This is a genomic window from Erythrobacter sp. JK5, from assembly GCF_018205975.1.
Lineage (GTDB): Bacteria > Pseudomonadota > Alphaproteobacteria > Sphingomonadales > Sphingomonadaceae > Erythrobacter.
Map to the genome: position 1 here is coordinate 1,872,196 of NZ_CP073577.1, position 25,603 is coordinate 1,897,798.

The window sequence follows — 25,603 nt, forward strand, 5'->3', positions numbered from 1 at the left end:
ACCGACCTGTGACATTCGCGCTACAGTTTTGCCCGTCGGACTTTGCCTGACGGGGATTTCGACGTATTATCTTGAGAATCCGGGCGTTTTGTTAAGTTCGCGGTAACCATTCGGCCCGGACTGACGGAGAGAATCACATGCTTTCAAACGACTTTTCCGTGCTGCACCGCCGCTCGATCGCGGCCGCTGCAGCCGCTCTGATCGCGCTCGGCGTTCCCGCGACCGGCCATGCGCAGGACGACGTCCAGGTGCCGCCGACCGATTACCTCGACGAATTGCGGGGCTGCCAGGCACTGACCGAAAACGCCGCCCGCCTCGCGTGTTTCGACCGCTCGGTCGCGGCGATGGTCGCCGCCACCGAAACCGGCGACGTCCAGATCGTCGACCGGGAGGACGTTCGCCAGGAAAAGCGCCGTCTGTTCGGGTTCACGCTGCCCAAGATCGGCCTGTTCGGCGACGGCGAGCCCGACGAACTGCTCGAAACGACGATCACGAGCGTGCGCTATTTCTCGCAGCGCAAACTGCGCTTCACGACCGAAGAGGGGGCGGTTTGGGAAATCAACGCCGCTCCCCGGCGACTGGCACCCATCGAGACGGGCGATCCCGTGATCTTCAAGAAGGCCGCGCTCGGCACCTATTTCATCCGGATCGACGGGCAGATGGGGGTCAAGGGCAAGCGCGTCGAATAGCCAGCGTCGTTCCGGGATCAGCAGGCTGAAACGAAAAGGGGCCCGCCGCCATGGCGAGCCCCTTTCTTGTCGGGTTCGGTAAGGCTCAGAGCCCGCCCGGACCGCAATCGTTGGCCAGAAAGTCCAGCATCTTGGTGTAGAACTGCTGCTGGTGGTTGTACATCAGCGTGACGTAAAAGTGGTCGGCATCCTTCAGGGTCAGGAACTGCCCTTCCTTGCCGGCCTTCTCGAACTCCTTCTTGTAGTCCTTGAAGTTGAAGTACATCACCCGGCGGTCATCCTCGGGATGGACCATCAGCAGCGGGATGTTGACCTTCGACACTTCGTTGATCGGATTGATCCCGATCATGCCGCGACGCTGCGCCCAATCGTCGATCGCCTTGGGCGTCCGCGGAGAGGAGCGCATGCGATAGACCTTGGCCGGATCGGCGACCGCCGCACCGGCGATAGCGCACTGGTAGATGTTGTTCTCGCGGCTCAGCGAGACCAGCGCGGCATAGCCGCCGTACGACCAGCCGAACATCGCCATCCGGTCGGGATCGACCAGGCCCTGCTTGACGAGATACAGCGCGCCGTCATCCTTGTCGTCCTGCATCTTCAGGCCGTGCTCGCCATAGCCCGAATCGAACAGGTCCTGCCCCCATCCGGTCGACATGCGGTATTGCGGCTGCAGCACCATATAGCCGGCATTGGCGAGCAGCTGACCCCACTCGTCGTAGAGCACAACTTCGTTCACGTGCGGGCCGCCATGCGGCAGCACGATCAGCGGGAACGGGCCTTCGCCCTTGGGCTTGGTGACGTAGGCCGGGATCATCTTGCCGTCGCGCGCGGGGTAGCGGATGAACTCGACATCGGCCATCTGGTCGGGATTGAGCAGCGGATTGGTGCTGCCGAGTTTGGCCATCTGGCCATCCTTGACCAGCCAGTACGACCCGGGATCCCTGGGTCCGACATTCTCGACGATCATGGTGTTGCCATCTCGCGAACGGCTGGTGATCCGGATGTAGTGCGAATAGGGAATCTGCTGCTCGAGCGCTTCGAACAGGGCCTTTTCCTCTTCGTCGAACCAGTGCCGTTCGTACTTGGCGCCGGGATAGATCGCGGCCACGACCTTGTCGTTGCCGGGGATCGAATGGCGCTGGATACCGATCACGTCGGCGTTTTCGGCCTGGAACATCTTTTCGACGATTTCGCCTTTGGAGAAATCGTACTTCCAGAGCGCGGCCTTGTCCTCGCCATTGGGGTTGTCGATGATGTAGCCGATGTTGGGATTGTCGGGATCGAATCCGCGCACACCGTACACGCCGCCGAGGAAGCGATACAGGTTTTCGTGCTTGTCCTGGCTGTATTCGGGACCAAACTGTTTCCACGAACCGTCGCCCGGCAGGCGATAATACGTCTTGAGCGAGTTGGTGCTGTCGTCGAAGCCCTCGGCGTAGCGCGGATTGCCGTCGTTATCGAAGCCGATGTTGCCGTATTTGTCGTTGCCCTTGATCACCAGACTGCGGGTCCCGCGCTCGAGATCGAAGGTGTAATACGAAGTCGGACGGAACGCGGCGAAGGGATCCACGCCGGTCGGATCGGGAATGGCGTTGCCGCTGCCGATCAGGATCTTGTTGGGCTCTTTCGGAAGCAGGTTCTCGATCCCGAAATTGCCGTCGACGGCAGAAAACTTGTTGCTTTCGAGGTCGTAGAAATACGCCTTGTATTCGCGAATGTCCTCTTCCGGCTCGGTCACGCGCTCGCGCACGATCTGCCAAGCGCTGCCGAAGATCTTGGTGTCGCTGACCCATGCCGCGCTGTTGATCTCCATCGGATCGGCGTTGAGCCGGCGCAGCGGTTTCGACAAATCGTCGGTCTTGTAGATTTCGAGCAGGTAGTCGCCGTCGCGGCTTTCGACCTTGTGCACCAGCAGGTGCTTGCCATCGGGAGAAACCTGGACCGCGTTGACGACGTCACGCAGCGCCCAGACGTCGATCGGGACGCGGGCTTCGGATTGCGCCTGGGTTTCGGCGGGTGTTGCCAGGCTGAGCCCGAGCGCGGCGACCCCGGCCATCGCTCCGACGATTGGAACTTTCAAGAATTTCATGGTCACGACCCTTGTGGTGTGGATGATGCGTTTACGGAAACGGGAGCCGCGCGTCCTCCTCGGCGCCTCACCTGTCGGGAATTAAACAAAAAAGCGGCCCCACCGCAAGTGCAGGGGGCCGCCTTTTTGTCGTGATGGCGAGATTTTCGGATCAGAAGCGGTAGCGCACCTGAGCAAAATACTCGCGACCGTCGAGATCGTAGCCGTTGCCGATCGGAATGTTCGAGATGCCGAACACTTCGTTGGTGTCGATCAGCGGCGGGGATTCGTCGAACAGGTTGGTGATACCCGCGATGATCCGGAACGGACCGCTGTCGAAGCGCAGCGAGATCGTGTGCTCGAAGTAATCGTCGGCGAAGCCCACGTCGCGGCAGAACACGCCGTCGCCGGCAACCACGCCATTGTCCGAACCGCCGCCCAGGCAGGTGTCACCGATGAAGCCGGTGGGCACGCCATCGGGACCGTTTCCGAACGCGTCGGACAGCGGATCGATGCCGTCGGCCTGCTGCTCGACTTCACCGATCCAACGGGTCTGCCAGGTCAGGCGCCACTTGTCCCAGTCGAGGAAGAACGTCGCCCGTCCGGTCCAGCTCGGGAAGCCGAATTCGCCGGCGTCGTCGTCGAAGCTCGGATCGCCGTTTTCGTCGATGAACAGCGTCGAACGCTCGATCAGGTGGTTGGCCCGCAGGTTGAGGTTGAGGTCGACCGCTTCACCGAACAGCACCACATCCTTGGCGAAGGTAGCGTTGATGTCGATACCGCGCACCGATTCCTGGTTCAGGTTGATGAACCCGGAATTGAGCTGACGGATCAGGAAACGATCGGCGGCCAGCCCACTGGCGGTGATGCGATCGCAGAACGGGCTGCGGCTTCCATCTTCGCGCAGGAAGCAGTCGTTGATGATGAACTGCGAGTTCGGTTCAACGATCGAGCCCTTCAGCTTGATGTCGTAGTAGTTGAAGTTCACCGCGACATCGAAGCCCTCTCCGAAGGTTTCCTCGAAGGCAAAGCCCGTGGTGATCGACCGCGAGGTTTCCGGATCGAGATCGAAGGTACCGCCGCTGGCGATTTCGACGCTCGAGAACTGCGTGGTGTTCACACCGTTCTGCTCGATCCCGACACGGGTCGGGTCGCGACCTTCGCGCCGGCAGTTGTCGAGCGTGGTCGGGTCGCGCGTGTCGTTGGCGGCGTTGTAGCCGCCACCGGTCGAATCGAACGCCGCGTCCGGCACCGCGCACGGATCGAACAGGGTGTTGAAGCCCGACTGGTTGCGCAGGAAGTTCTCACGCAGGTTCGGCGCACGGAACGATGTACCGTAGTTGAACTTGAACAGCAGCGCCGGAGTCGGACGCCAGCCGGCGCCGATCGAGTAGGTGCCTTCGGTTCCGTAGAACTCTTCGTCCGTCAGTCGACCGGCGACCTTGATGCTCAGGTCCTCGACCCATGGCTTGCCGGCCATGAGCGGAATGTCGAGTTCGCCGAAGAGTTCGCGGATCCATTTCGAACCGCTCGCCCCGCCATCGGCGAAGAAGCCCCAGAACAGGCCGTTGGATGCAACGAAGTTCGGATCGGAGTCGATCGAGTCTTCGCGCCATTCGGCACCAAGCACGATCCCGACCGGACCGGCCGGCAGTTCGAACAGGTCGCCAGTGGCAAACGCCGACAGGATGATCTGTTCGTAGGTGGTGTCGAACGTGCGTTCGCCGAACAGGTAATCGCGCTCGGCCTGGCTGGCGAGTTCGCCGACCACGGTCTGGTACAGCGTCGGCGAGAACAGGTTCACCGGGACGCAGCCTGCGGTCAGATCGGCCGGAGCGAGGCCCGGGTTGCGCAGGCCCGCCACATCGCACGCGCCGCCCGCAAGCAGCGGTGACGTCGGCTGGCTGATGTAGTCGTCGGCAATGCCATCGCCATCGTTGTCGATCACGCCGTCGCCGTTGAAGTCGGCGGTCGGATCGATCCCGAGCGCAAAGGCAAGACGGTCTTCGCGGATACCGCGACGGATCGAGGAGCCTTCCGAACGCGAGTAGACACCCGCAGCCTCGAAGGTCCAGCTCGATCCGATGAACGGAAGGTCGCCGCGCACACCGAGCACACCGCGATACTGCTCCTGCCGCACTTCGACGTTGTTCCGGTCGCCGCGCACCGCGGGGATGACGCGGGTCGGGGTCGAGAAGCCGGTCGGCAGCGCAAAGCGCGCCAGCGGCGAAGGCGGAACCAGCCCGAGGAACTCGTTGTCGATCGCGTTACAATCGACCCCGTTCGGGTTGGTATCGATGTTGCAAGGGTTAAACACGTTGTTCGAGGGAACCCACGGGAAGAACTGCGGGGTCCCGTTGTTGCGCACGTTGACGTCGGTGCGCGTGTACTGCGCCTCGAAGAACGGCGTGATGTTGGCTTCGCCCGGGAAGACATATTCGCCGTAGGCAAACAGGTTGTAGACGTTCTGCGTCGGGACGAAGTCGATGTCCTGCTCTGCCGCGTTGGTGTTCAGCGCGAAGAAATCGACATCGCGGATCCCGTCGCCGTCGCCGTCGACCGGCGAACCGAACGCGTCGGTGGATTCGGAGAAGCCGTTGATCCCGGTGTTGCCGGTCACGCCCGGAACGCCGCGATCGTTGGGGTCGAAATAGATGAAGCCGAAGCGACCGGTGGTCTGTATACGACCGACGAGACCCTGAATCTTGCACTCGCTTTCGGTGGTCCGCACGAGGCCGCCCGAATCTTCGAGCACAGCGGCGTTATCGGCGAGGTTGACCGTCAGGATGTTGCCGTTCTGGTCGATTTCGAGGTTGGTGTCGCAGCCGCTGAGGAAGTTGCGGTCGCGGATCTTGTATCCATCGGTGCGGCGATATTCGCCGGCGATGCCGAAGAATGCGCGGTCGGTGTTGAAGCCCCACGCCGCGCTGACGGTGAAGTCGTTACCGGCACCCTGTTCGTTGAGGTCGCCGTTGACCTGCAGTTCGAGACCGTCGAAGTCCTTGCGCAGGATGGCGTTCACAACGCCGGCAACCGCGTCCGAACCGTAGACCGAGGACGCGCCGTCCAGCAGCAGGTCGTAGCGGTCGACCAGCGATGCCGGGATCAGGTTGATCGAGGGGTTGGCGGGGGCGCCTTCGACACCGGCCGGTGCGAGGCGGCGACCGTTGACGAGGACCAGCGTACGGTCCGCGCCGAGGCCGCGAAGGTCGATCGTCTGCGAGGCCGGACCATTGTCGAGCACGAAGCCCTGGAAGGTCGCGTCGATCTGCGTACCCGATGCGCTTTCCGAACGCTGCAGGATCTGCGCCGGGTCGAACGCGCCGACCGATTGCTGGTTCTCGGTAGTCAGCACCTGGAGCGGCGAGATCGAGCTGTAGGTGTCGCGCACGATACGCGAACCGGTAACGGTGATGCCCCGACCTTCGGTCTGGGTGTTACCCGATGCGTCGGTCGAAACATCGACCTGCTCTTCGTCCTCGTCGTCCTCGGACTGCGCCTGATCCTCTTCGCCTTCATCCTGTGCGGAGACAGGACCGGCCATCACGAACGCGATGGCGGATGCGGAGAAGGCGAGCGCCTTCATCGAATTGCTGTGAAACTTTTTCATGATCACTCCAGTTGCGACAACCGGAACCCTGGCCGCGTCCAACCCTATGTCCGACACGTTCGCAATTTACCCCTTGCGACGGCGGACACCCCAAATGAAGACGCGACAAAGCCCCTGCGGTGGCCGATACCTGCAACGCAGAGGGAATGATGTAAATGCAGCGTTCAGCTAAGAGCCACTTTTCCCCCCGGTGTTGCGGGAATCCCACAGGCTTTCTCGCACGTCCGAAACAAGCGGCGCGCGGCGCTTTACAAAAAATTTAACCGGCTGCGATTTCGCGCAATATATGGCCAGCGCCGTTTTTTGCGCGGCCTGGCGCTGTCCGGAATCCGGGCGCGCGCGAGGCTCAGGATTCGACGGTCATTTGCAATTCGCCGTCGCCTTCGTCGATTCTGACAGTCGCGCCATCGTTCACCTCGCCTTCGAGCAGCATCTCGGCCAGCGGGTCCTGCAGATAGCGCTGGACCGCGCGCTTCAGGGGCCGTGCGCCATACACCGGATCGTAGCCGACCCGCCCGAGCCAGCGCAGCGCGGCATCGGTGAGGTCGAGCGTGATCTTGCGGTCGTCGAGCAGCTTCTGCACCCGCCTGATCTGGATCGCGACGATCGGCGCCATGTGCTCCATCGCCAGACGGTGGAACAGGATGATCTCGTCCAGCCGGTTCAGAAACTCGGGGCGGAAATGTCCGCGCACCACGTCCATCACCTGGTCCTCGACATCGGCGACCTTCTGGTCGTCGCCCAGGTTCGACAGGAACTGGCTGCCGAGGTTCGAGGTGAGGATGATCAGCGTGTTGGAAAAATCCACCACCCGGCCCTGCCCGTCGGTGAGCCGCCCGTCGTCGATCACCTGCAGCAGCACGTTGAACACGTCGGCATGCGCTTTCTCGACCTCGTCGAACAGCACCACCTGATACGGGCGACGGCGCACCGCTTCGGTCAGCACCCCGCCCTCGTCGTAGCCGACATAGCCCGGAGGCGCGCCGATCAGGCGGGCGACCGAATGCTTCTCCATGAACTCGCTCATGTCGATCCGGACCATCGCCTGATCGTCGTCGAACAGGAATTCGGCCAATGCCTTGGTCAGCTCGGTCTTGCCGACGCCGGTGGGGCCCAGGAACAGGAAGCTGCCGAGCGGGCGGCCCGGGTCCTGCAAACCGGCGCGCGCCCGGCGCACCGCCTTGGACACGGCAACGATGGCCTCCTCCTGGCCAATCACCCGCTTGCCGAGCAGCTCTTCCATCTGCAGCAGCTTGTCGCGTTCGCCTTCCATCATCTTGTCGATCGGAATGCCGGTCGAGCGGCTGACGACGCTGGCGATGTCCTCTTCGGTAACCTCTTCGCGCAGCAGCGCATTCTCGGTCAGGCCCTCGGCAGCCTCGAGCCGCTTTTCAAGCTCGGGTATGGTGCCGTAGGACAGCTCGCCCGCCTTCGCGAGGTCGCCCTCGCGCTGCGCCTGTTCGAGCTCGAGCCGCGCGTGGTCGAGCTGTTCCTTGATCTTGCTCTCGGCTTCGATCTTGTCGCGCTCGTTCTGCCAGCGGGTGGTCAGCTCGGCGCTTTCCTGCTCGAGATCGGCCAGCTCCTTGCGCAGGTTGCCGAGCCGGTCCTTCGACGCGTCGTCGCCTTCCTTGGCGAGCGCGCTTTCCTCGATCTTGAGCTGGATGATGCGCCGGTCGAGCGCCTCGATTTCCTCGGGCTTCGATTCCACTTCCATCCGGATCCGGCTCGCGGCCTCGTCCATCAGGTCGATCGCCTTGTCGGGCAGGAACCGGTTCGAGATGTAGCGATCGGACAGCTTCGCCGCGGCGACGATGCTGCCATCGGTGATGCGCACGCCGTGGTGCAGCTCGTACTTGTCCTTGATCCCGCGCAGGATCGAGATCGTGTCCTCGACGCTGGGTTCCTCGATATAGACCGGCTGGAACCGCCGCTGGAGCGCCGGGTCCTTCTCGACATACTTCTGGTATTCGTCGAGCGTGGTCGCGCCGATGCAGTGCAGCTCGCCGCGGCTGAGCGCGGGCTTCAGCAGGTTCGAGGCGTCCATCGAGCCTTCGCTCGCGCCCGCCCCGATCAGCGTGTGCATCTCGTCGATGAACAGGATGATGTTGCCTTCGGCGTTCTTGACCTCGTCGAGCACGGACTTGAGCCGTTCCTCGAACTCGCCGCGATATTTCGCGCCCGCGATCAGCGACCCCATGTCGAGGCTCATCAGCGTGCGGCCCTTCAGGCTGTCGGGCACGTCGCCGTTGGCGATGCGCAGCGCCAGCCCCTCGGCGATCGCGGTCTTGCCGGTGCCGGGCTCGCCGATCAGCGCGGGGTTGTTCTTGGTCCGCCGCGCGAGGATCTGGACGGTGCGGCGGATTTCCTCGTCGCGGCCGATCACCGGATCGAGCTTGCCGTCGCGCGCCGCCTGGGTGAGGTCGCGCGCGTATTTCTCCATCGCGTCGTACGAGCTTTCGGCGCTGGCGCTGTCGGCCTTGCGCCCGCCGCGCAGCTGGTCGATCGCCGAATTGAGGCTTTGCGGGGTGACGCTCGCCGCCTTCATCGCTTCGCCCGCAGCACCCGGCGCGAGCGCCAGAGCGACCAGCATCATCTCCACGGTGACATAGGAATCGCCCGCCTTTTCGGCGACCTGTTCGGCCTGGTCGAGCACCCGCACGGCATCGTTGTCGAGTCCCGGGGTCTGCTGCGCGCCGCCGCCGGTCACCACCGGAATTTTACCCAGCCCGGCATCGACCGCGCTGATTGCGAGCGCCGGCTGACCGCCCGCGCGCTGGATCAGCCCGGCGGCCATGCCCTCTTCGTCCTCGAGCAATGCCTTGAGCAGATGCAGCGGCGTGATCCGCTGATGGTTCATGCGGATCGCAACGGTCTGCGCGCTTTGCAGGAAGCCCTTGGCGCGATCGGTGAACTTTTCGAGATTCATCTGGAGACCCCTCAACGGTGTGACCGACATGACATAGTGTTGCATATTCGCAACACAAGCCCTCGCGCCCGGATTTTCTTCAACGGTGTATTACCCGGCTAGGTGGGTCCGGCAAGTGCGCTTGCCAAGCCCCCGCCGGCAGGCAATGATCCGGGCAAGAGAGAGCAGGAGAATTCCGGGATGAAATGGATTGTGCGCGGTGTCATCACCGTGGCCGCGCTGGCGATCGTGGCGTTCGTGGCGCTGGCGACGTGGGAACCGTTCTTCGCGCATCGCAGCGCGGCCCCGCCCGCACGCGCCTACACGGCGGAGATCGTCCGCGACGAATTCGGCGTCCCGCATATCTACGGCAAGACCGACCCCGACGTCGCATTCGGCGTCGCCATCGCCCATGCCGAGGATGATTTCTTCACCCTGCAGGACGTGATCGCCATGTCGCGCGGGCGCTATGGCGCGATCGCGGGCGAAGAGGGCGCGACCTTCGATTATGTCTATCATCTGCTCGATGCGCGCGGCACGGCCGAGCGACAGTACCCGCAACTGCCCGCAGATTCCCGCGCGCTGTTCGAAGCCTATGCCAGCGGCCTCAACCAGTACGCCAGGGATCACGCGGACGAGGTCAAGCTTGCCAACCTGTTCCCGGTCAACGGCGAAGACGTCGCCGCCGGCTTCGTGCTGCGCCAGCCGTTCTTCTACGGGCTCGGCAACGTCATCGCGCCGCTGGTCGCGGGCGAGCCGCTGCGGCGTGAATTTGGGCCGGACATTCCGGGTTTTCCAAGGGCCGAGCCTGCTCCCGATGCAGAAGAACAGACCGCCATGACTGGCACCCATCCGCTGCCGTGGGGCGAGGATGCGGCGCTGCTCGGGTCGAATGCCTGGGCGGTCGCGCCCGAACGCGCGGGCGGTCCGACCACGCTGATCTCGAATTCGCACCAGCCCCTGCGCGGCGGGGTCGCGTGGTACGAATTCAGCGTCGAGAGCGAGGACGGCTGGCATTTCACCGGGGCGAATTTCCCCGGATCGCCCTTCCCGTTCCTCGGCCACAACCGGCATCTCGGCTGGACCAACACGGTCAACCGGCCCGACATGGTCGATGTCTACATGCTCGAAACCGACGCCGGCGGGAAGCGCTACAAGCTCGACGGCGAATGGCGCGAGCTTGAGGAAAAAACGGTGATCCTGCCCGTCAGGTTCGGCCCGATCACCCTGCCGGTGCCGCGCACCGTTCATCGCGCGAAGCACGGCCCGGCGATCGTCAACGATCAGGGCACTTTCGCGATCCGGTATGGCGGGATCGACAGCGTCGCACAGATCGATGCCTATTACCGCATCAACAAGGCGACCAGCTTCGATGAATGGCAAAGCCAGATGGCGCGCATGGCGATCCCCAGCACCAACTTCATCTTCGCCGACGAAACCGGCACGATCGCCTATATCTACAACGCGGCGATCCCCGACCGGCCCGAACTGGACGAGGTCCGCGCCAACTGGCGCGGCGTGCTGCCGGGCGATCGCAGCGAGCTGATCTGGCAGGGCACAGTCGACTACGCCGAGATTCCCAAGCTGGTCAATCCGGCCAGCGGCTGGCTCTACAACGCCAACAACGAACCGTTCACGGCGGCGGGGCCGGGCAGCGATCTGCCGCGCGACGCGTTTTCGCCCGTGCTCGGGATCGAGGAAAAGCAGACCAACCGCTCGCGCCGTGCGTACAAGCTGCTGACCGAAGCGGGCACGCTCGACCGCGCCGCGCTGGAGGCGATCAAGTACGACATGGCCTACGAACGCGAAGGCTATATCGACCGGATGTGGGACGATCTCGACATGATGCAGGCCGACGGGCGCCGGGGCGAGGCGCGCGACCTGCTGCTCGGCTGGGATTTCACCGCCGACGGCAAGGGCCGCGCCGATGCGCTGGCCTATCTCCTGATCCGCGATTTCATGTCGGCCGAGTATCAGAACAAGCCGTGGCCGCTGATGGCCGACAAGCTCGACGAGGCCGCTGCGCATCTGATGACGCATTTCGGACGGCTCGATCCGCCGCTGTCCGACCTGCTGCGGCTGCGCCAGGGCGACAAGGACCTGCCGCTGACCGGCGGTTCGGACACGCTGCGGGCGATGACGACCTGGAAGGTCGATCCCGACGGGCGGCTCAACCTCGTGCATGGCGACAGTTTCATCCAGTGGGTCGAGTGGCCGACAGACGGCGGGCGGGTGTTCTCGCGTTCGATCCAGCCGTTCGGCGCGGCCACCACCCGGCCCGGCAGCCCGCATTACACCGACCAGATGCAGCTGTTCGTCGATCACAAGTTGAAGCCGGTTTATTTCTGGCGCGACGACGTGCTCGCCAATGCAAAGCGTCGCTATACCGTAACCAACACTGCCGATTGAGGCTTGATTTCGCGCCCCTGCCACCGCAGGCTGGCTTAGACATTCCCTCCCGAAACCGGAGCATTTCCATGATCTTGCGTTCTTCTCGCATGCGCCTTGCCACCACCAGCCTCGCCGCGCTCGGGCTCGCGCTCGCGGTTCCCGCCGCGCCCGCCTTCGCCGATGGCCACACGGCCGGCGAAAGCGAAGCGGCAGACGCCAATTCGCTCACCGAACTGGTCTCGCAGGTCTCGATCCCGTACGAGGAATTCCAGCTCGAAAACGGCCTGACCGTGATCGTGCACGAGGACCGCAAGGCGCCGATCGTCGGGGTCGCGGTGTGGTACAACGTCGGCTCGAAGGACGAACCCGAAGGCAAGACCGGCTTTGCCCACCTGTTCGAACACCTGATGTTCAACGGTTCGGAAAACGCCCCCAACGACTATTTCCAGTATCTGCAGGAAATGGGCGCGACCGATTACAACGGCACCACCAATTTCGACCGCACCAACTATTTCCAGACGGTGCCGCGCCCCGCGCTCGAACGCGCGCTGTGGCTGGAAAGCGACCGCATGGGCTACCTGCTCGGCGCGGTGACGCAGGAAAAGCTCGATAACCAGCGCGGCGTCGTCCAGAACGAAAAGCGCCAGGGCGACAACCAGCCGGGCGGCCTCGTCTTCTACGAGATCCTCGACAAGATGTTTCCCAGGGAGCACCCCTACGGCCATTCGGTGATCGGCTCGATGGCCGATCTCGACGCGGCCTCGATGGAAGACGTGCGCAGCTGGTTCCGCGACAAGTACGGCCCCAACAATGCGACGCTGGTGCTCGCCGGCGACGTGTCGGCCGCGGAAGCACGTCCGCTGGTCGAAAAATGGTTCGGCCCGATCGCGCGCGGCCCGGTCAACAATCCGGCCCAGGCGGAAATTCCGACGCTGAGCGAGGATGTCCGTTCGATCATGAAGGACAAGGTCGCGGCGACCAACATCACGAAATACTGGCACGCCCCGGGCATCACCAGCGAGGAACTCGCCGCGCTCAATATCGGTGCCAGCATCCTCGGCGGGCTGGCTTCGAGCCGGCTCGACGAAGTACTGGTGCGCGACGAACAGCTCGCGGTCGGCGTGGGCGCGGGCAATTTCGATTTCCAGCGCACCGGCATCCTGCTGGTCAGCGCCACGCTGAAACCGGGCGTCGAGCTCGCTACGCTCGAAGCCCGGCTCGATGAACTCGTCGCCGAATTCATCGCCGAAGGCCCGAGCGAGGACGAGGTGCGCCGCGCCGCGACCAGCCAGCTGGCCGGCACGATCCGCGGGCTCGAACAGGTCGGCGGCTTTGACGGCAAGGCGGTCACGCTGGCGCGCGGTGAAGTGCTCGCGGGGGATCCCGGCTTCTACAAGCGCCAGTTCGACGTGCTCGCCACGCTCACCCCCGCCGACGTCAAGGCGGCGATGCAGCGCTGGATGACCAAACCCAGCTTCACGCTGGTGCTTGAACCGGGCGAACGCGACGCGGAATACGAAGAAGCCGCCTCGGTCGCGAGTGCGGACGACAACGCCTCGGAACGCGACCGCGCGGCCGAACAGATCACCGTCTCGCAGGTCCGCCCCGCCCCGCCGATCGCCAGCGTGGCGCAGCTCGACTTCCCCGATGTCGAGCGCGCGACGCTCGCCAACGGCATGCAGGTCACCTACGCGCAGCGCGACGCTGTCCCCGCGACCTACGTGACGCTGTCCTTCAATGCCGGCACCGCGGCCGATCCGGTCGACAAGCGCGGTCTCGAAGACCTGACGCTCAACCTGTTCGACGAGGGCACGCAAAACCTCACGTCGCAGGAAATCGCCGAAACGCGCGAGCGGCTGGGCCTGACGATTTCGACCGGCGGCGGGTCCGACCGTTCGACCTTCACGCTTTCCGCCCTGACCGCCAATCTCGAACCGTCTCTCGACCTGTTCCGCGAAATCGTGCTCGAACCGGCGTTCAACCCCGCCGACCTCGAACGGGTGCGGACGCAGACGATCACCGGGATCAAGCAGCAGATGACCTCGCCGCAGGGCATCGCGTTCCGCGCGATCGGCCCCGAAGTTTTCGGCGAGGCCAATCCCTACGGCGGCCCCAGCACTGTCGAAAGCGTCGCGTCGATCACGCGCGAAGACCTGGTGACCTTCAAGGATACCTGGATCCGCCCGGACAATGGCGAGGTGTTCGTGATCTCCGACAAGCCGCTGGCGGAGATCGTCGATGTGCTCAACGGCGTGTTCGGCGACTGGACTGCGCCTGCGGCGGCGAAGGGCGAGAAGAGCTTTTCGCTCGACGATGCCCCCGATGCGGGCAATCGCATCGTGCTGATCAACCGCCCGAATTCGCCGCAGAGCTTTATCCTCGGGGCGCAGCTGACCCCGCTCGATGCGAGCGATCCGGCCTATGTCGATTTCACCAACGCCAACAATTCGCTCGGCGGAAACTTCCTCGCGCGGCTCAACATGAACCTGCGCGAGACCAAGGGCTGGAGCTATGGCGTACGCGGCGGGCCGCAGGCGCGCGAGAACGCGGTGGTCTACTCGATCAGCGGCGGCGTGCAGGCCGACCGGACCGGGGATTCGCTGCGCGAGATGATGCGCGAGACCAGCGAGTTCCTGACCACCAGCGGCGTGACCGACGAAGAGCTGGCGCGCAACGTCGCGGCCGAGATCGGCGAGCTGCCCGGTCAGTTCGAAACCTCGCCCGCGGTGCTCGATGCGCTGCAGGACAACGCCCTGTTCGGCCGTCCCGACGATTATTACGAGAAGCTGGTCGACCGCTACGGCGCGCAGACCCGCGCCAGTCTCGACGCAGCGGCGCGCGCCGCGCTCGAGGTCGAGAAATTCGTCTGGGTGGTGGTCGGCGATGCCAGCAAGGTGCAGCCGCAGCTCGAGGGGATCGGCATGCCGGTCGAGGTTCGCGAGCTTCCGGCAGACGAGTGACGTTACGGCATCGCCCGGCAGATCGATAGAGGTTGAGTCGCCCCGGCACACGTGTAAACACACGCGCGAGTTTCGCAGGCAGGAACGACCGGCCGCGCTCGATCAATCACAATGGGCCGGCCCCCGGCCGCTCGACCATCAAGGAGATACGGAAATGTCTGTTTCAGGTACCTACAACACCACCGTCAAGAGCCCGATGGGCGACCAGAGCGGCACCTTCACCGTGGTCGACAACGGCGACGGCACGTTCAGCGGCAACATGGCCGGCGGCATGGGTTCGATGGACGTCGAAGACGGCAAGGTCGATGGCAACACCCTCACCTGGAAGATGAACATGACCGTGCCGATGCCGATGACGCTGGAATGCGAAGCGACCGTCGATGGCGGCACGCTGGCCGGCAACGTCAACGCCGGCGCCTTCGGCGCGATGCCGCTGACCGGCGAAAAGGCCGCGTAAGCGAAGTCACCGACTTCACAAGCAAAGGGGCCGTCGGAGCGATCCGGCGGCCCGTTTTGTTTACGCATCCGGCAAGTCAATCCAGGGGTTTGTCTCGCACTTTACTTGGCTAACCTGACGCGGGCATTTGTGCGCCCGCCGGGCACCTGCTAAACCACGCGCACAATGGCATCCGGGTCGCAGGCCAAGGAGGTGTCATGAAAAGCGTCCTCGTAAAATTCCTCTACCGCGTCGCCGCGTTGCTTGCGCGCCTTTCGCCGGGCCTTGCGCGGCGGATCAACGCCCTAGCGATCGGGCGGCTGGTCAAGGTTACCCGCACGCGTCCGCATCCCTGGAGCACCTACAGCGATCACGTGAGCTGGCGCGGGCTGACCGATCGCAGCTACAGCGCGCGGCACCTGCCTGCGACCGATATCCCCGACCTGCCCGACCTGCACGGCGTCGGCGACCTGTTCCGTGTGCCGGAGGGGCGCGAGCAGCGTCTCTGCCCCAAGTCGACCTGCCTGTTTCCGGCCTTTGCGCAATATCTCACGGACGGGTTCATCCGCACCATGGTCTCGAACAAATTCGGCACCGGCGAGACGATCGAGGACCGGCGACGCAACACTTCGAACCACGAGATCGACCTGTGCCCGCTCTACGGGCGCACGGTCGAGCAGGTGCGGGCCTTGCGGACGCTTTCCGAACACCCCGACGAACGTGGCAGGCTCAAGTCCGAAGTAATCGACGGGGAGGAATGGCCGCTCAGGCTGTTCCAGCCGGGGGGAGAGGCCTTCAACCCCGAATTCACCGACGCGGAGGGCAAGCCGCTGCTCGATACCCCGCTCGGGATCGATCACACCACCGCGCAGAGGCGCGAAACCCTGTTCGCGGTCGGCGGCGACCGGGCCAATGCCGCTCCGCAGGTCAGCATGATCAACGTGCTGTTCCTGCGCGAGCACAACCGGCTGGCGAGCGCGATCGCGGCCGGCAATCCGCACTGGAACGACGACCGCGTATTCGATGCCGCGCGCGCCTGCACGGTAGTGATGTTCATCAAGATCGTGGTCGAGGAGTACATCAACCACATCAATTCCACCCCGCTGATGCTGATCGCCGATGCCGTCTCGGCATGGCGCGCGGGCTGGAACCGGCCCAACTGGATCACCGCCGAATTCAGTCTGCTGTATCGCTGGCATTCGCTGGTGCCGGACCGGATGGTGTGGGGCGGAGAGGCGTTGCCGGGCAATGCGCTGCGGCTCAACAACGCGCGCTTGCTCGCGCGCGGCCTCGCGCAGGCGTTTGCCGATATCAGCGGCAACCGGGCGACCGAGCTGGGGCTGCACAACACGGTCGGCTGGCTGATCGAGGTCGAGGAGAAGGCGGTCGACCAGGCGCGGCTGAACCGGATCGCACCCTTCGTCGCGTATCAGGGTGCGTTCGGGCACCGACCCGCGCGCGACTGGGCGGACATCAACCCCGACCCGGCAATCCAGGATGAGCTGCGCGCGCTCTATGGCGAGGTCGGGCGGGTCGAATTCTATCCCGGCCTGTTCGCACAGCCGCGCACGCCGGACGGCCCGCTACCGCCCCTGCTGCAAACGATGGTTGCGGTCGATGCGTTTTCGCAGGCGCTCACCAACCCGCTGTTGTCCGAGCATGTCTGGGGCGATCCCGAGGTGCAGCGCGATACGTTCACGCCCGAAGGGATCGAGGCGATCGCGGACACCAGGACCCTGCGCGATATCCTCGATCGCAACTCGGCCGGGGTGGGCGAGCGGTTCGTCGGCATGACTCGCGAAGGCTGGCAGCGCGGACGCGAGTAGCCCGACGTTCGTGCACGCTTGACGTCTCGCCCAATATGTAACAATGTAATTACATGATTACCGATTCGGACATGGACCGGATTTTCCAGGCGCTGTCGCACGGCACGCGGCGGACCATCCTCGATCACCTGCGCGACCATCCCGGACTCAGGGTCGGGATTCTCGCGGGAAAGTTCGATGTCAGCCGGGTCGCGATCATGGCGCATCTGCGGGTGCTCGAGGAGGCAAACATGGTGGTGAGCGAAAGGGAGGGCCGCACCCGGCGGCTCTATCTCAACGCGGTGCCGATCCAGCAGATCTCCGACCGCTGGCTCGGCGCCTACAGCGGGAGCTTCGCCTCTCGCCTTACGGGGATCAAACGCGCCGCCGAAGACGCGGCCAAACGGGAGGGAAAGCAATGAGCGAAGCAAGCGCGACCGCGCCGCAGGCGAGCGAGAAGGCCGTGTACAAGGTGTTCATCGCCGCGCCGGTCGAGACGGTGTGGAACGAGCTGGTCAGAACCGACGAGGTGCTGCCGTTCTTCTTCGGATCGGTGTGCCGGACAACCGGCGAGCTGACGGTGGGCAAGCCGATGGCGATGGAAACGCCGAACGGCAAGTATCGCACCGTGGTCGGCACGGTGCTCGAATTCGATCCTCCGCGCCGCTATTCGCACACCTTCAAGTTCACCGCCTACGACGACCCGCCCTGCACCGTCACCTACGAGTTGGAGCCGGTCGAGGGCGGGACCGAATTTTCGCTCGTCACCACCAACGTCCCCGTCGGCACCAAGACCGAAAAGGGTATGGCGCAGGGCGGACAGTTCATCGTCGATACGTTCAAGTCCGTGGTCGAAACCGGCAGGCCCTCGCTCGGCAAGCGGTTCCTGCTCGGCGTGATGGGGCTCGCCGCGCCGTTCACGCCCAAGGAGTGCCGCAGCGAAAACTGGCCGTTCGAACGGATCGCAAACCTGTAGGGGAGGATATTCTCATGGCATCACCCGAAGACCAGCTGGCGACGATGCTGGCGAACATTCCGGAAAAGACCGGCAAGACGCTCGACCAATGGATCGCGCTGATCCGGGCAAGCGGACTCGAAAAGCACGGCGAGATCATGAAACTGCTGAAAGGCGAACACGGCGTCGGGCACGGCTTTGCCAACCTGATCGTCTCGAAATCCAGGGAGACCGGCGAGGAAATCGATCTGGTCGCAGCGCAATATTCCGGCGCGAAGGCCGGGTTGCGCCCGCTCTACGAGGAGATCGTGACATTCGCGCAATCGCTGGGCGGCGATGTCGAGATCGCGCCCAAGAAAGCCAGCGTCAGCCTACGCCGCAAGAAGCAGTTCGCGCTGGTGACACCGGCGACGAAGACCCGCATCGACCTCGGCCTGGCGCTGAAGGGCGATGAGCCGCAGGGGCGGCTGGAGAACTACAACGCGATGTGCAGCCACCGCGTGCGGCTGGAAAGCGCGGACGACTTCGATGCCGAGGTCAAAGGCTGGATGAAGGAGGCCTATTCGCGCGCGGGCTGACGCGGCGGCACCACCGCGAATTTCAGCAGCAGCGTTCGCTGCGAACCCGAGAAATTGTCGTCGGAAACGAGGTAAAGGAAGGTTCGCCCGCCCTCTTCGCGCACCGCCAGCCCTTCGAAATTGTCGACCGTGAGCGGCGGGCGCAGCGTCGCGAGTGCGCGCCGCTCGTCACGCGGGTTCAGGGCCACGATCTCCGCGCCGTTACCATCCCCCGGCGAATAGCTGCGGAACAGCAGGTAAAGCGTCCCGTCGCTCGCGAAGTCAGCATCGGTCGGTGTGCCCCCGAGTTCGTACAGCGGTCCCTGCGGCGAAACTACGACGCGCTCCGGGTCCGCACCTGCCACTTGCCGGATGCAATTGCCCAGATCGTCCGGACCCGACCAGCGCTCGGCGCACGCGAACAGGCCGGTCTCGTCCCCCGCCAGCGTCTCAATGCCTCTATTGGCTTCGAGCGCGCCGAACAGGGCGACGGGATCGACCGCGGTCGGCTCGGGTCGTTCGCCCAGCGCAGGGTAGCGCCAGACGCGGTGATCGCGCTCGAACGCGACCAGCCAGCCGCCATCGGCGCTGCGGGTCAGCGCTTCGGAATCGCCCGCTTCCTTGCCGGTCAGCGGTTCGCCTTCGAAACCGAGCAGAGAGCCGGTGGTGATCTCACCGACGCCGACGAGGCGGGAATCCCGCTCGCGCACCGCGATCCGCACCCAGCGGGCATCGTCGGTCAGCGCCAGCAGCGTTCCCGCATCCCAGCGCAGGCCCGACAGGCCGCCGATATTCTGGCCGAGGCGGGGCAGGTCGATCCCGCCCAGATAGCGCAACTCGCCGACCCGAACGAGCGACGGGTCGTCTTCGGACAGCGGGACGAGGACGATATCGGGAGAATCGCTTGCATGCGGCCGGTGGACGATCAGCCACGCGGCAAGCAGCGCTGCCACCGCGAGCAGGATCGCGCCCCCGATCCACAGCCCCCTCCCCCGGATCAGCACATTACCCCAGCTTGTCCTTCAGGATCTGGTTGACCACCGCCGGATTGGCCTTGCCCTGCATCGCCTTCATCGTCTGGCCGACGAAGAAGCCGAACAGCTTGTCCTTGCCGCCGCGATATTCCTCGACCTTGTCGGCGTTGGCGGCGATGATGCCATCGATCGCGGCCTCGATCGCGCCCGTGTCGCTGACCTGTTTGAGGCCCTTTTCATCGGCGATCGCCTCAGGGTCGCCGCCCTGCCTGAGGACGATCTCGTAGATCTCCTTGGCCTGCCCGCCGCTGATCTCGCCCTTGTCCTGCATCGCCAGGATCGTCGCCTGCGCTGCGGGAGTCGAGTTGGTTAAGTCGGCCTCGTCGCCCAGCCCCTTGACCACGCCCGGAGCGACCGAAAGCGCCCAATTCGCGACCTGCGTGGCGACATCCTTTTCCGGCTTGCCGATTGTCGCGGCGGTGGCGGCGAGCAGCGTTTCGAACCGCGCGAAGGTCTCGACCTCGGCGGTCAGCTCGCGCGCGTTGTAGGGCGTAAGGCCGAGCTCGCTCTCGTAGCGCTGGCGCTTGGCATCGGGCAGCTCGGGCAGGCTGGCGCGGCATTCTTCCAGAAACGAGTCGTCCAGCACCAGCGGCAGCAGGTCCGGATCCGGGAAGTAGCGGTAATCGTGCGCGTCTTCCTTCGACCGCATCGTGCGGGTGGTGCCGGTCGCGACATCGAACAGCCGGGTTTCCTGATCGACAGTACCGCCCGATTCCAGCACATCGACCTGGCGGTTGGCCTCGTATTCGATCACCTGCATCACGAATCGCACCGAGTTCACGTTCTTGGTCTCGGTCCGGGTACCGAGCTCCTGGGTGCCCGCACGGCGTACCGAGACGTTGACGTCGGCGCGCATCGAGCCTTCCTCCATGTTGCCGTCGCACGATCCGACATAGCGCAGGATGCTGCGCAGCTTGCGGACATAGGCTCCGGCCTCGGCGGGCGAGCGCATGTGCGGGCGCGAGACGATCTCCATCAGCGCGACGCCGCTGCGGTTGAGGTCGACATAGGACATGGTCGGGTGCTGGTCGTGCATCAGCTTGCCCGCATCCTGCTCGACATGGATGCGCTCGATCCCGATCACCTTGTCTTCGGCGATCCCGGCCTTCTCATCGGCTTCGATCAGCAGCTGCCCCTCGCCCACCAGCGGGTGGTAGAGCTGGCTGATCTGGTAGCCCTGCGGCAAGTCGGCATAGAAATAGTTCTTGCGGTCGAAGCGCGACCATTTGTTGATCTCGGCCTCGATCGCCATGCCGGTGCGCACCGCCTGCCGGATGCATTCGCGATTGGGCACCGGGAGCATGCCCGGCATCGCCGCATCGACGAGGCTGACCTGCGTGTTCGGCTCGGCTCCGAAAGCGGTGGACGCGCCCGAAAACAGCTTGGCGTTGGAGGTGACCTGCGCATGAACCTCGAGGCCGATTACGACCTCCCATTCGCCCGTCGCGCCGTGGATTGTGTATGTGCTCATAGGCTTTCCGATAGTGCGAGTTGCGGCGGCTTTCCAGAGGCTAGATGGTCGGCGCGCTCGCTTCGGCCTGCCCTGCGCCGAATTGCCGCGCCTTGCGCCGCGACCAGTCGCGCGTCGGGCGCTCGATCAGGAGGTAGGCCACATGCGCGGCGGCGAGGACCAGCGCGAGAAACAGCGCCGCGACGGCCTCGGCGGCGAGGCCAGTCGGCGCGATGGCGAGCTGTCCGTTCGCCTCGGCAGCGGTGAGCGCCAGCCCGGTCTGCGCTTCGAGCAGGCGGAACGCGGGGAACGCCAGCCGGTAGACCAGCGGGTGCACGAGATAGATCGAGTAGGAGATCAGCCCGACCCACACGAACCCGCGCAACGCCAGCGCACGGCTGAGCGGTCCGGCATCGAAAGCGAACACGAACACCAGCAGCGCGAAGGCGATGTGGTTTGACATCAGCCCCATCGGCCACAGGACGACAGCCAGCGCAAGCAGCGCGGTGGCGACTTCGAGGAACGGCGCACGGCGTCGCCATGGCTCGACAGAGGACAAACGCAGCCACAGCCACGCCGCCAGCACTCCGAAGCCGAATCCGCCAATCCCGCGCAGGATGGAGGTCGCGCCAAACGCGAAGTCGGGATGCGCTTTCCAGTCGACCCCCGCGAGCGTGACCCCCGCCGCCACCGCCAGGGCAGCGAACACGAACGGCGCGACGCGCGGGATACGGTTCAGCAGGATCGCGGCGAGTAAATACAGGCCCAGTTCGACCGAGATCGACCAGCTCGGCCCGTTCCACGTCATCCCCCCGGGATGGACGTAGGTCTGGAGCAGCAGCAGGTTGGCCGGGAGAGTTTCGAGCGAGCGCCTGCCGGTGAAGGCACCCGAGCCCTCGCCAAGCACCAGCGGCACCAGTTCGAGCGCGAAGAAAGCGAGCAGGATCGCCACATGCAGCGGCCACAGCCGCCCGATCCGCAGCAGCATGAACCGCGCCGTCGAAAAGCCCTGCGCGAGCCGCTCGTGATAGCTCGCGAAGATCACGAAGCCCGACAGCACGAAGAAGAAATCGACCGCGATGGCGAGGCGCGCATGGAAGGCGCTGCCGAGCAACATCCCGTCGCCGCCGAGATGGAAGTAGGCGATGGCGAGCGCAGCAATCCCGCGCAGGGAATCGAGCGCGATGAAGCGGTGAGTGGGTTGCCGAGTTGCCGCCATGGTGCCGCCCGCGCCCACCGTCCTAACCCGTCATTCCGGCGGAGGCCGGAATCCAGAGCGGCCCAAACGCAAAGTAAGCTGGATCCCGGATCAAGTCCGGGATGACGAAGAGGGATCGTCGTCCTTGTCCTCGATCCGCGTCGCGGGCCGCGTCGGACCATCATGCCGCGGCCCTGTCCCGGATCCGTTCAAGGGCTTGCCGGTCTTGCTGTCGAACCGCGCTTCGCCGTGATCGATCGTCCTTGAGAGATACATCACCACCCCGCCGATAAGAACGAAGGCGATGAGAAAGATCATCACGGAAACCGCGACGAAGGTCATCGCCCGTCCCGACGATCGGGTATCGGCTGCCCCGTTTCGCTGTCGAACCGGGCTTCACCGACGTCAAACCGCCTTTCAAGATACTCGAAGCCGAAAGCCCAGACGTGGATAGCTGTTGCGAAGCCAAGTCCGATCACAATCAATTGCCACTGAAACCAGCCGTCGAAGAAGGCGTAGGCCATGAAAGCAAAATAAATGCACCAAGCAAGGACCGAAACGTATTTCCGTATCACCACCACTTCTCCGGCGCATGGTCGAACCCGGCGCGCTGCTGGATCGCCAGCCCGGCATCGAGCACGGTCTGCTCGTCGAATGCTTTGCCCACCAGCTGCAGGCCCAGCGGCAACCCGTCCTCGTTGAGCATCGCCGGGACGCTCATGGCGGGGAGGCCCGCCAGCGAGGCGGGCACCGCGAAGACGTCGTTCAGATACATCGTCAGCGGGTCGTCGTTGAGGCTGCCGAGCGGGAAGCTCGCCGTCGGCGTGGTCGGGGCGAGGATGAGGTCGCACTGCGCCCAGGCCTGCTCGAAGTCGCGCGCGACCAGCGCCCGCACCTTCTGCGCCTGGTTGTAATAGGCATCGTAGAAGCCAGCCGAAAGCACATAGGTGCCGATCAGGATGCGGCGTTTCACCTCGTCGCCGAACCCCGCCTCGCGGGTAGCGGCGTACATGTCCTGCAGCCCTGCGCCTTCGGGCAGGTCGCGCAGACCATAGCGCACGCCATCGTAGCGCGCGAGGTTGGACGAGGCTTCGGCGGGCGCGATGATGTAATAGGCGGGCAGCGCGTATTTGGTGTGCGGCAGCGAGATATCGACGATCTGAGCGCCCGCATCCTTGAGCCACGCCTTGCCCTGTTCCCAGCTGTCGAGGATCGCCTCGTCGGTGCCCTCCATGCGGTATTCCCGGGGAATGCCGACTGTCTTGCCCTTGAGGTCCGCGCTGAGCGCGCCTTCCCAGTCGGGCACTTCCATCTGCAGCGAAGTCGCGTCCTTCGGGTCGAAACCCGCCATCGCACCGAGCATGATCGCGCAATCCTCGACACTGCGCGCCATCGGCCCGGCCTGATCGAGCGAGGAGGCGAACGCCACCACGCCCCAGCGCGAGCAACGGCCATAGGTCGGCTTGATCCCGCAGATGCCGGCGAACGCGGCGGGCTGGCGGATCGAGCCACCGGTGTCGGTGCCGGTCGCGGCGGGCGCGATCCGCGCGGACACGGCGGAGGACGAACCGCCCGACGAACCACCGGGGCTCATCGGCTGGTTCGATCCGGCCTTGCGCCATGGCGAGGCGACATTGCCGAAATACGAAGTCTCGTTCGAGGAGCCCATCGCGAACTGATCGAGATTGAGCTTGCCCAGCATCCCCGCGCCCGCATCCCACAGGTTCTGCGAGACGGTGCTTTCGTATTGCGGCTTGAACCCTTCGAGGATGTGCGACGCAGCGGTGGTCTGCACGCCATGGGTGGCAAACAGGTCCTTCATGCCGATCGGTACACCGCCCATCGCGCCGAGTTCCTCGCCCTTCGCACGCCTTGCGTCGGTCGCGTCAGCGGCGGCGAGCGCATGGTCGGGCGTGGTGACGATAAAGGCGTTGAGCTTTGCGGCTTCGGCCACGGCCGCGTTGAAGCTTTCCGCCACTTCGCGCGCGGTAAAGTCACCGCCGGCGACACCGTCGCGGATGGCCTTGACGCCGAGTTTGGTCAGTTCTTCGCTCACTTCAAATCCGTTCGTCCTGAGCCTGTCGAAGGGCGAACCCCTCGGACGTTACTCCGCTCGCACTTCGACAAGCTCAGCACGAGCGGGATGGCATATGCAGTTCTATTCGATCACCTTCGGCACACCGAAAAATCCGTGTTCGGCGGCAGGCGCATTGGCGAGCACGTCGTCGCGCCGTCCGCCGCCGGTCTTCGGATCGGCGTCGATCACGTCGTCGCGCAGCCGCAAGGTGTTGGGGATCACCGCGCTCATCGGCTCGATCCCGGTCACGTCGACTTCGCCCAGCTGCTCGACCCAGGTCAGGATGCCGTTCAGTTCGGGCACCATCCGGTCGAGCTCTTCGTCGGTCATCTTGATCCGCGCCAGTTGCGAAATCTTGGCGACGGTCGCTTTGTCTACGGACATGGGAGGATGCCCTTTCTCGTGTGCTTATTCGGCAGGACCGGGCTGGGTGCCCTGCGGCTGAGCGGGGGCGCCTTCGGGCGGTGCAGACGGCGGCGGGCCGCCGGGGCCACCCGGTCCCGGTCCGCCCGGCATCTGCTGTTGCAGCGCCTGTTGCAGGATCGCGAGGTTGCGGTCGAATTCCTGGCGGCTCATGAAATCGACCAGCTCGACTTCGAAAACCAGGTCGGAATTGGCCGGAATGCGGACCTCGCCGGTCTGCGGATCGGCTTTCTCCTCCGCGCCATAGGCGTCTTCGGCCGGGATGAAGAGTTCGTACTTTCCGCCCTTCTGCATCTGCTGCAGCCCCTTGAAGAAGCCCGGGATCGTCGCCCCGTCCTCGACCGGGAACGGCGTGCCTTCGGGGAAAATCCCCTCGATCGGGAGCGGAATGTCCTGCGATTCGTCGAACACTTCGCCGGTATCGGCCAGCTTGCCGGTGTACTTGACGAACGCCATGTCGCCGACCTGCGGGCTCGCGCCTTCGCCTGCGGCAATCGTGTCCATCGAGAAGCTCTTGGGCAGCGCCGCCCATGCGAGGCCGCCGCCCAGCAGGATCGCGACGATCACGCCCAGCCACAATTTGGTGAGCGATCCCTTGGCGATGGGATGAATCGGTACGCGGGTGACTTCGGCCATTTATCTATCCTGATCGAGAGGCGGCTTTTGCCGATGGTCGATAGCAAAAGGGCGCGGGATGAAACCGCGCCCTGATGGCTTATCGTGGGTGTGCGTTCAAGCGATTATCGCTCGAACCGCCGACGGCTTACTTGACGCCGTCGCGTTCCATCCGCTTGCGCTCGAGCTTGCGGGCGCGGCGCACGGCGGCAGCCTTCTCACGGGCGCGCTTCTCGCTCGGCTTTTCGTAGTGGCGACGCAGCTTCATCTCGCGATAGACACCTTCGCGCTGCAGCTTCTTCTTGAGCGCGCGCAGAGCCTGGTCGACATTGTTATCGCGAACGATGATTTGCATAAAAGATCACTACCTTCTCGAAACCGCACAGAGCCCGCGTAAGTGTGCGGGGATGCACGCAAAATTGACGCTGGA

General features: G+C 64.5%; 20 protein-coding genes. 8 read left to right on the plus strand and 12 right to left on the minus strand.

The window, feature by feature from the left end; genetic code table 11:
• The first annotated feature begins 137 nt into the window (after window positions 1-137).
• On the plus strand, window positions 138-689 hold the full coding sequence (locus KDC96_RS09180; RefSeq protein WP_212448162.1) for a hypothetical protein: 552 nt from the start codon (window positions 138-140) through the stop codon (window positions 687-689).
• 85 nt (window positions 690-774) lie between these two features.
• Here KDC96_RS09180 and KDC96_RS09185 read toward each other — a convergent pair whose 3' ends face one another.
• The 3 genes from KDC96_RS09185 to clpB all read right to left on the minus strand — a co-directional run bounded on the left by KDC96_RS09185 (window position 775) and on the right by clpB (window position 9,293).
• Entirely contained in the window at window positions 775-2,778 is a 2,004-nt protein-coding gene (locus tag KDC96_RS09185) for a S9 family peptidase (RefSeq protein WP_212448163.1), read from the minus strand.
• A 151-nt stretch (window positions 2,779-2,929) separates the two neighbouring features.
• Window positions 2,930-6,367, minus strand: coding sequence for a TonB-dependent receptor domain-containing protein (locus tag KDC96_RS09190; RefSeq protein WP_212448164.1), 3,438 nt, complete (start codon window positions 6,365-6,367; stop codon window positions 2,930-2,932).
• Window positions 6,368-6,713: 346 nt separating this feature from the next.
• Window positions 6,714-9,293, minus strand: coding sequence for an ATP-dependent chaperone ClpB (gene clpB / locus KDC96_RS09195; protein ID WP_212448165.1), 2,580 nt, complete (start codon window positions 9,291-9,293; stop codon window positions 6,714-6,716).
• A gap of 180 nt (window positions 9,294-9,473) precedes the next feature.
• Here clpB and KDC96_RS09200 point away from each other — a divergent pair, with 180 nt between their 5' ends.
• The 7 genes from KDC96_RS09200 (at window position 9,474) to KDC96_RS09230 (ending at window position 18,397) form a co-directional block, all read left to right on the plus strand.
• The gene (locus tag KDC96_RS09200) at window positions 9,474-11,681 is read left to right on the plus strand and encodes an acylase (RefSeq protein ID WP_212448166.1); all 2,208 of its coding nucleotides are present in this window, start codon (window positions 9,474-9,476) and stop codon (window positions 11,679-11,681) included.
• Between the two features lie 68 nt (window positions 11,682-11,749).
• Complete coding sequence (locus tag KDC96_RS09205; RefSeq protein ID WP_249171737.1) at window positions 11,750-14,623, plus strand: pitrilysin family protein; 2,874 nt, start codon at window positions 11,750-11,752, stop codon at window positions 14,621-14,623.
• Window positions 14,624-14,777: 154 nt separating this feature from the next.
• Entirely contained in the window at window positions 14,778-15,080 is a 303-nt protein-coding gene (locus KDC96_RS09210; protein ID WP_212448167.1) for a hypothetical protein, read from the plus strand.
• Window positions 15,081-15,277: 197 nt separating this feature from the next.
• Window positions 15,278-16,885, plus strand: coding sequence for a peroxidase family protein (locus tag KDC96_RS09215; RefSeq protein WP_212448168.1), 1,608 nt, complete (start codon window positions 15,278-15,280; stop codon window positions 16,883-16,885).
• Between the two features lie 53 nt (window positions 16,886-16,938).
• Complete coding sequence (locus KDC96_RS09220) at window positions 16,939-17,286, plus strand: helix-turn-helix transcriptional regulator (RefSeq protein ID WP_212448169.1); 348 nt, start codon at window positions 16,939-16,941, stop codon at window positions 17,284-17,286.
• Window positions 17,283-17,840, plus strand: a complete 558-nt coding sequence (locus tag KDC96_RS09225; protein WP_212448170.1) for an SRPBCC domain-containing protein — start codon at window positions 17,283-17,285, stop codon at window positions 17,838-17,840. The genes KDC96_RS09220 and KDC96_RS09225 overlap by 4 nt, the downstream gene beginning before the upstream one ends.
• Window positions 17,841-17,854: 14 nt before the next feature.
• Complete coding sequence (locus tag KDC96_RS09230) at window positions 17,855-18,397, plus strand: DUF4287 domain-containing protein (protein ID WP_212448171.1); 543 nt, start codon at window positions 17,855-17,857, stop codon at window positions 18,395-18,397.
• Here the strand turns inward: KDC96_RS09230 and KDC96_RS09235 are convergent.
• The 9 genes from KDC96_RS09235 to rpsU all read right to left on the minus strand — a co-directional run bounded on the left by KDC96_RS09235 (window position 18,379) and on the right by rpsU (window position 25,528).
• Entirely contained in the window at window positions 18,379-19,380 is a 1,002-nt protein-coding gene (locus KDC96_RS09235) for an esterase-like activity of phytase family protein (protein ID WP_212448172.1), read from the minus strand. The genes KDC96_RS09230 and KDC96_RS09235 overlap by 19 nt on opposite strands.
• A gap of 1 nt (window position 19,381) precedes the next feature.
• On the minus strand, window positions 19,382-20,881 hold the full coding sequence (gatB, locus tag KDC96_RS09240; RefSeq protein ID WP_212448173.1) for an Asp-tRNA(Asn)/Glu-tRNA(Gln) amidotransferase subunit GatB: 1,500 nt from the start codon (window positions 20,879-20,881) through the stop codon (window positions 19,382-19,384).
• A 40-nt stretch (window positions 20,882-20,921) separates the two neighbouring features.
• Window positions 20,922-22,079 (minus strand): acyltransferase, encoded by a 1,158-nt coding sequence (locus KDC96_RS09245; protein WP_212448174.1) that lies wholly within the window; start codon window positions 22,077-22,079, stop codon window positions 20,922-20,924.
• A gap of 90 nt (window positions 22,080-22,169) precedes the next feature.
• Window positions 22,170-22,400 (minus strand): hypothetical protein, encoded by a 231-nt coding sequence (locus KDC96_RS09250; RefSeq protein WP_212448175.1) that lies wholly within the window; start codon window positions 22,398-22,400, stop codon window positions 22,170-22,172.
• Window positions 22,397-22,582 carry a hypothetical protein gene (locus KDC96_RS09255; RefSeq protein ID WP_212448176.1) on the minus strand — a complete coding sequence of 62 codons (186 nt, stop codon included), beginning with the start codon at window positions 22,580-22,582 and terminating at the stop codon, window positions 22,397-22,399. The genes KDC96_RS09250 and KDC96_RS09255 overlap by 4 nt, the downstream gene beginning before the upstream one ends.
• A gap of 47 nt (window positions 22,583-22,629) precedes the next feature.
• Window positions 22,630-24,114, minus strand: a complete 1,485-nt coding sequence (gene gatA / locus KDC96_RS09260) for an Asp-tRNA(Asn)/Glu-tRNA(Gln) amidotransferase subunit GatA (RefSeq protein ID WP_212448177.1) — start codon at window positions 24,112-24,114, stop codon at window positions 22,630-22,632.
• A 102-nt stretch (window positions 24,115-24,216) separates the two neighbouring features.
• A complete protein-coding gene (gene gatC, locus KDC96_RS09265; protein WP_212448178.1) occupies window positions 24,217-24,519 on the minus strand; it encodes an Asp-tRNA(Asn)/Glu-tRNA(Gln) amidotransferase subunit GatC in 303 nt (100 codons plus the stop codon).
• Between the two features lie 24 nt (window positions 24,520-24,543).
• The gene (locus tag KDC96_RS09270; RefSeq protein WP_212448179.1) at window positions 24,544-25,194 is read right to left on the minus strand and encodes an FKBP-type peptidyl-prolyl cis-trans isomerase; all 651 of its coding nucleotides are present in this window, start codon (window positions 25,192-25,194) and stop codon (window positions 24,544-24,546) included.
• Window positions 25,195-25,321: 127 nt separating this feature from the next.
• Entirely contained in the window at window positions 25,322-25,528 is a 207-nt protein-coding gene (gene rpsU, locus KDC96_RS09275) for a 30S ribosomal protein S21 (RefSeq protein WP_066772550.1), read from the minus strand.
• Window positions 25,529-25,603 lie beyond the last annotated feature (75 nt).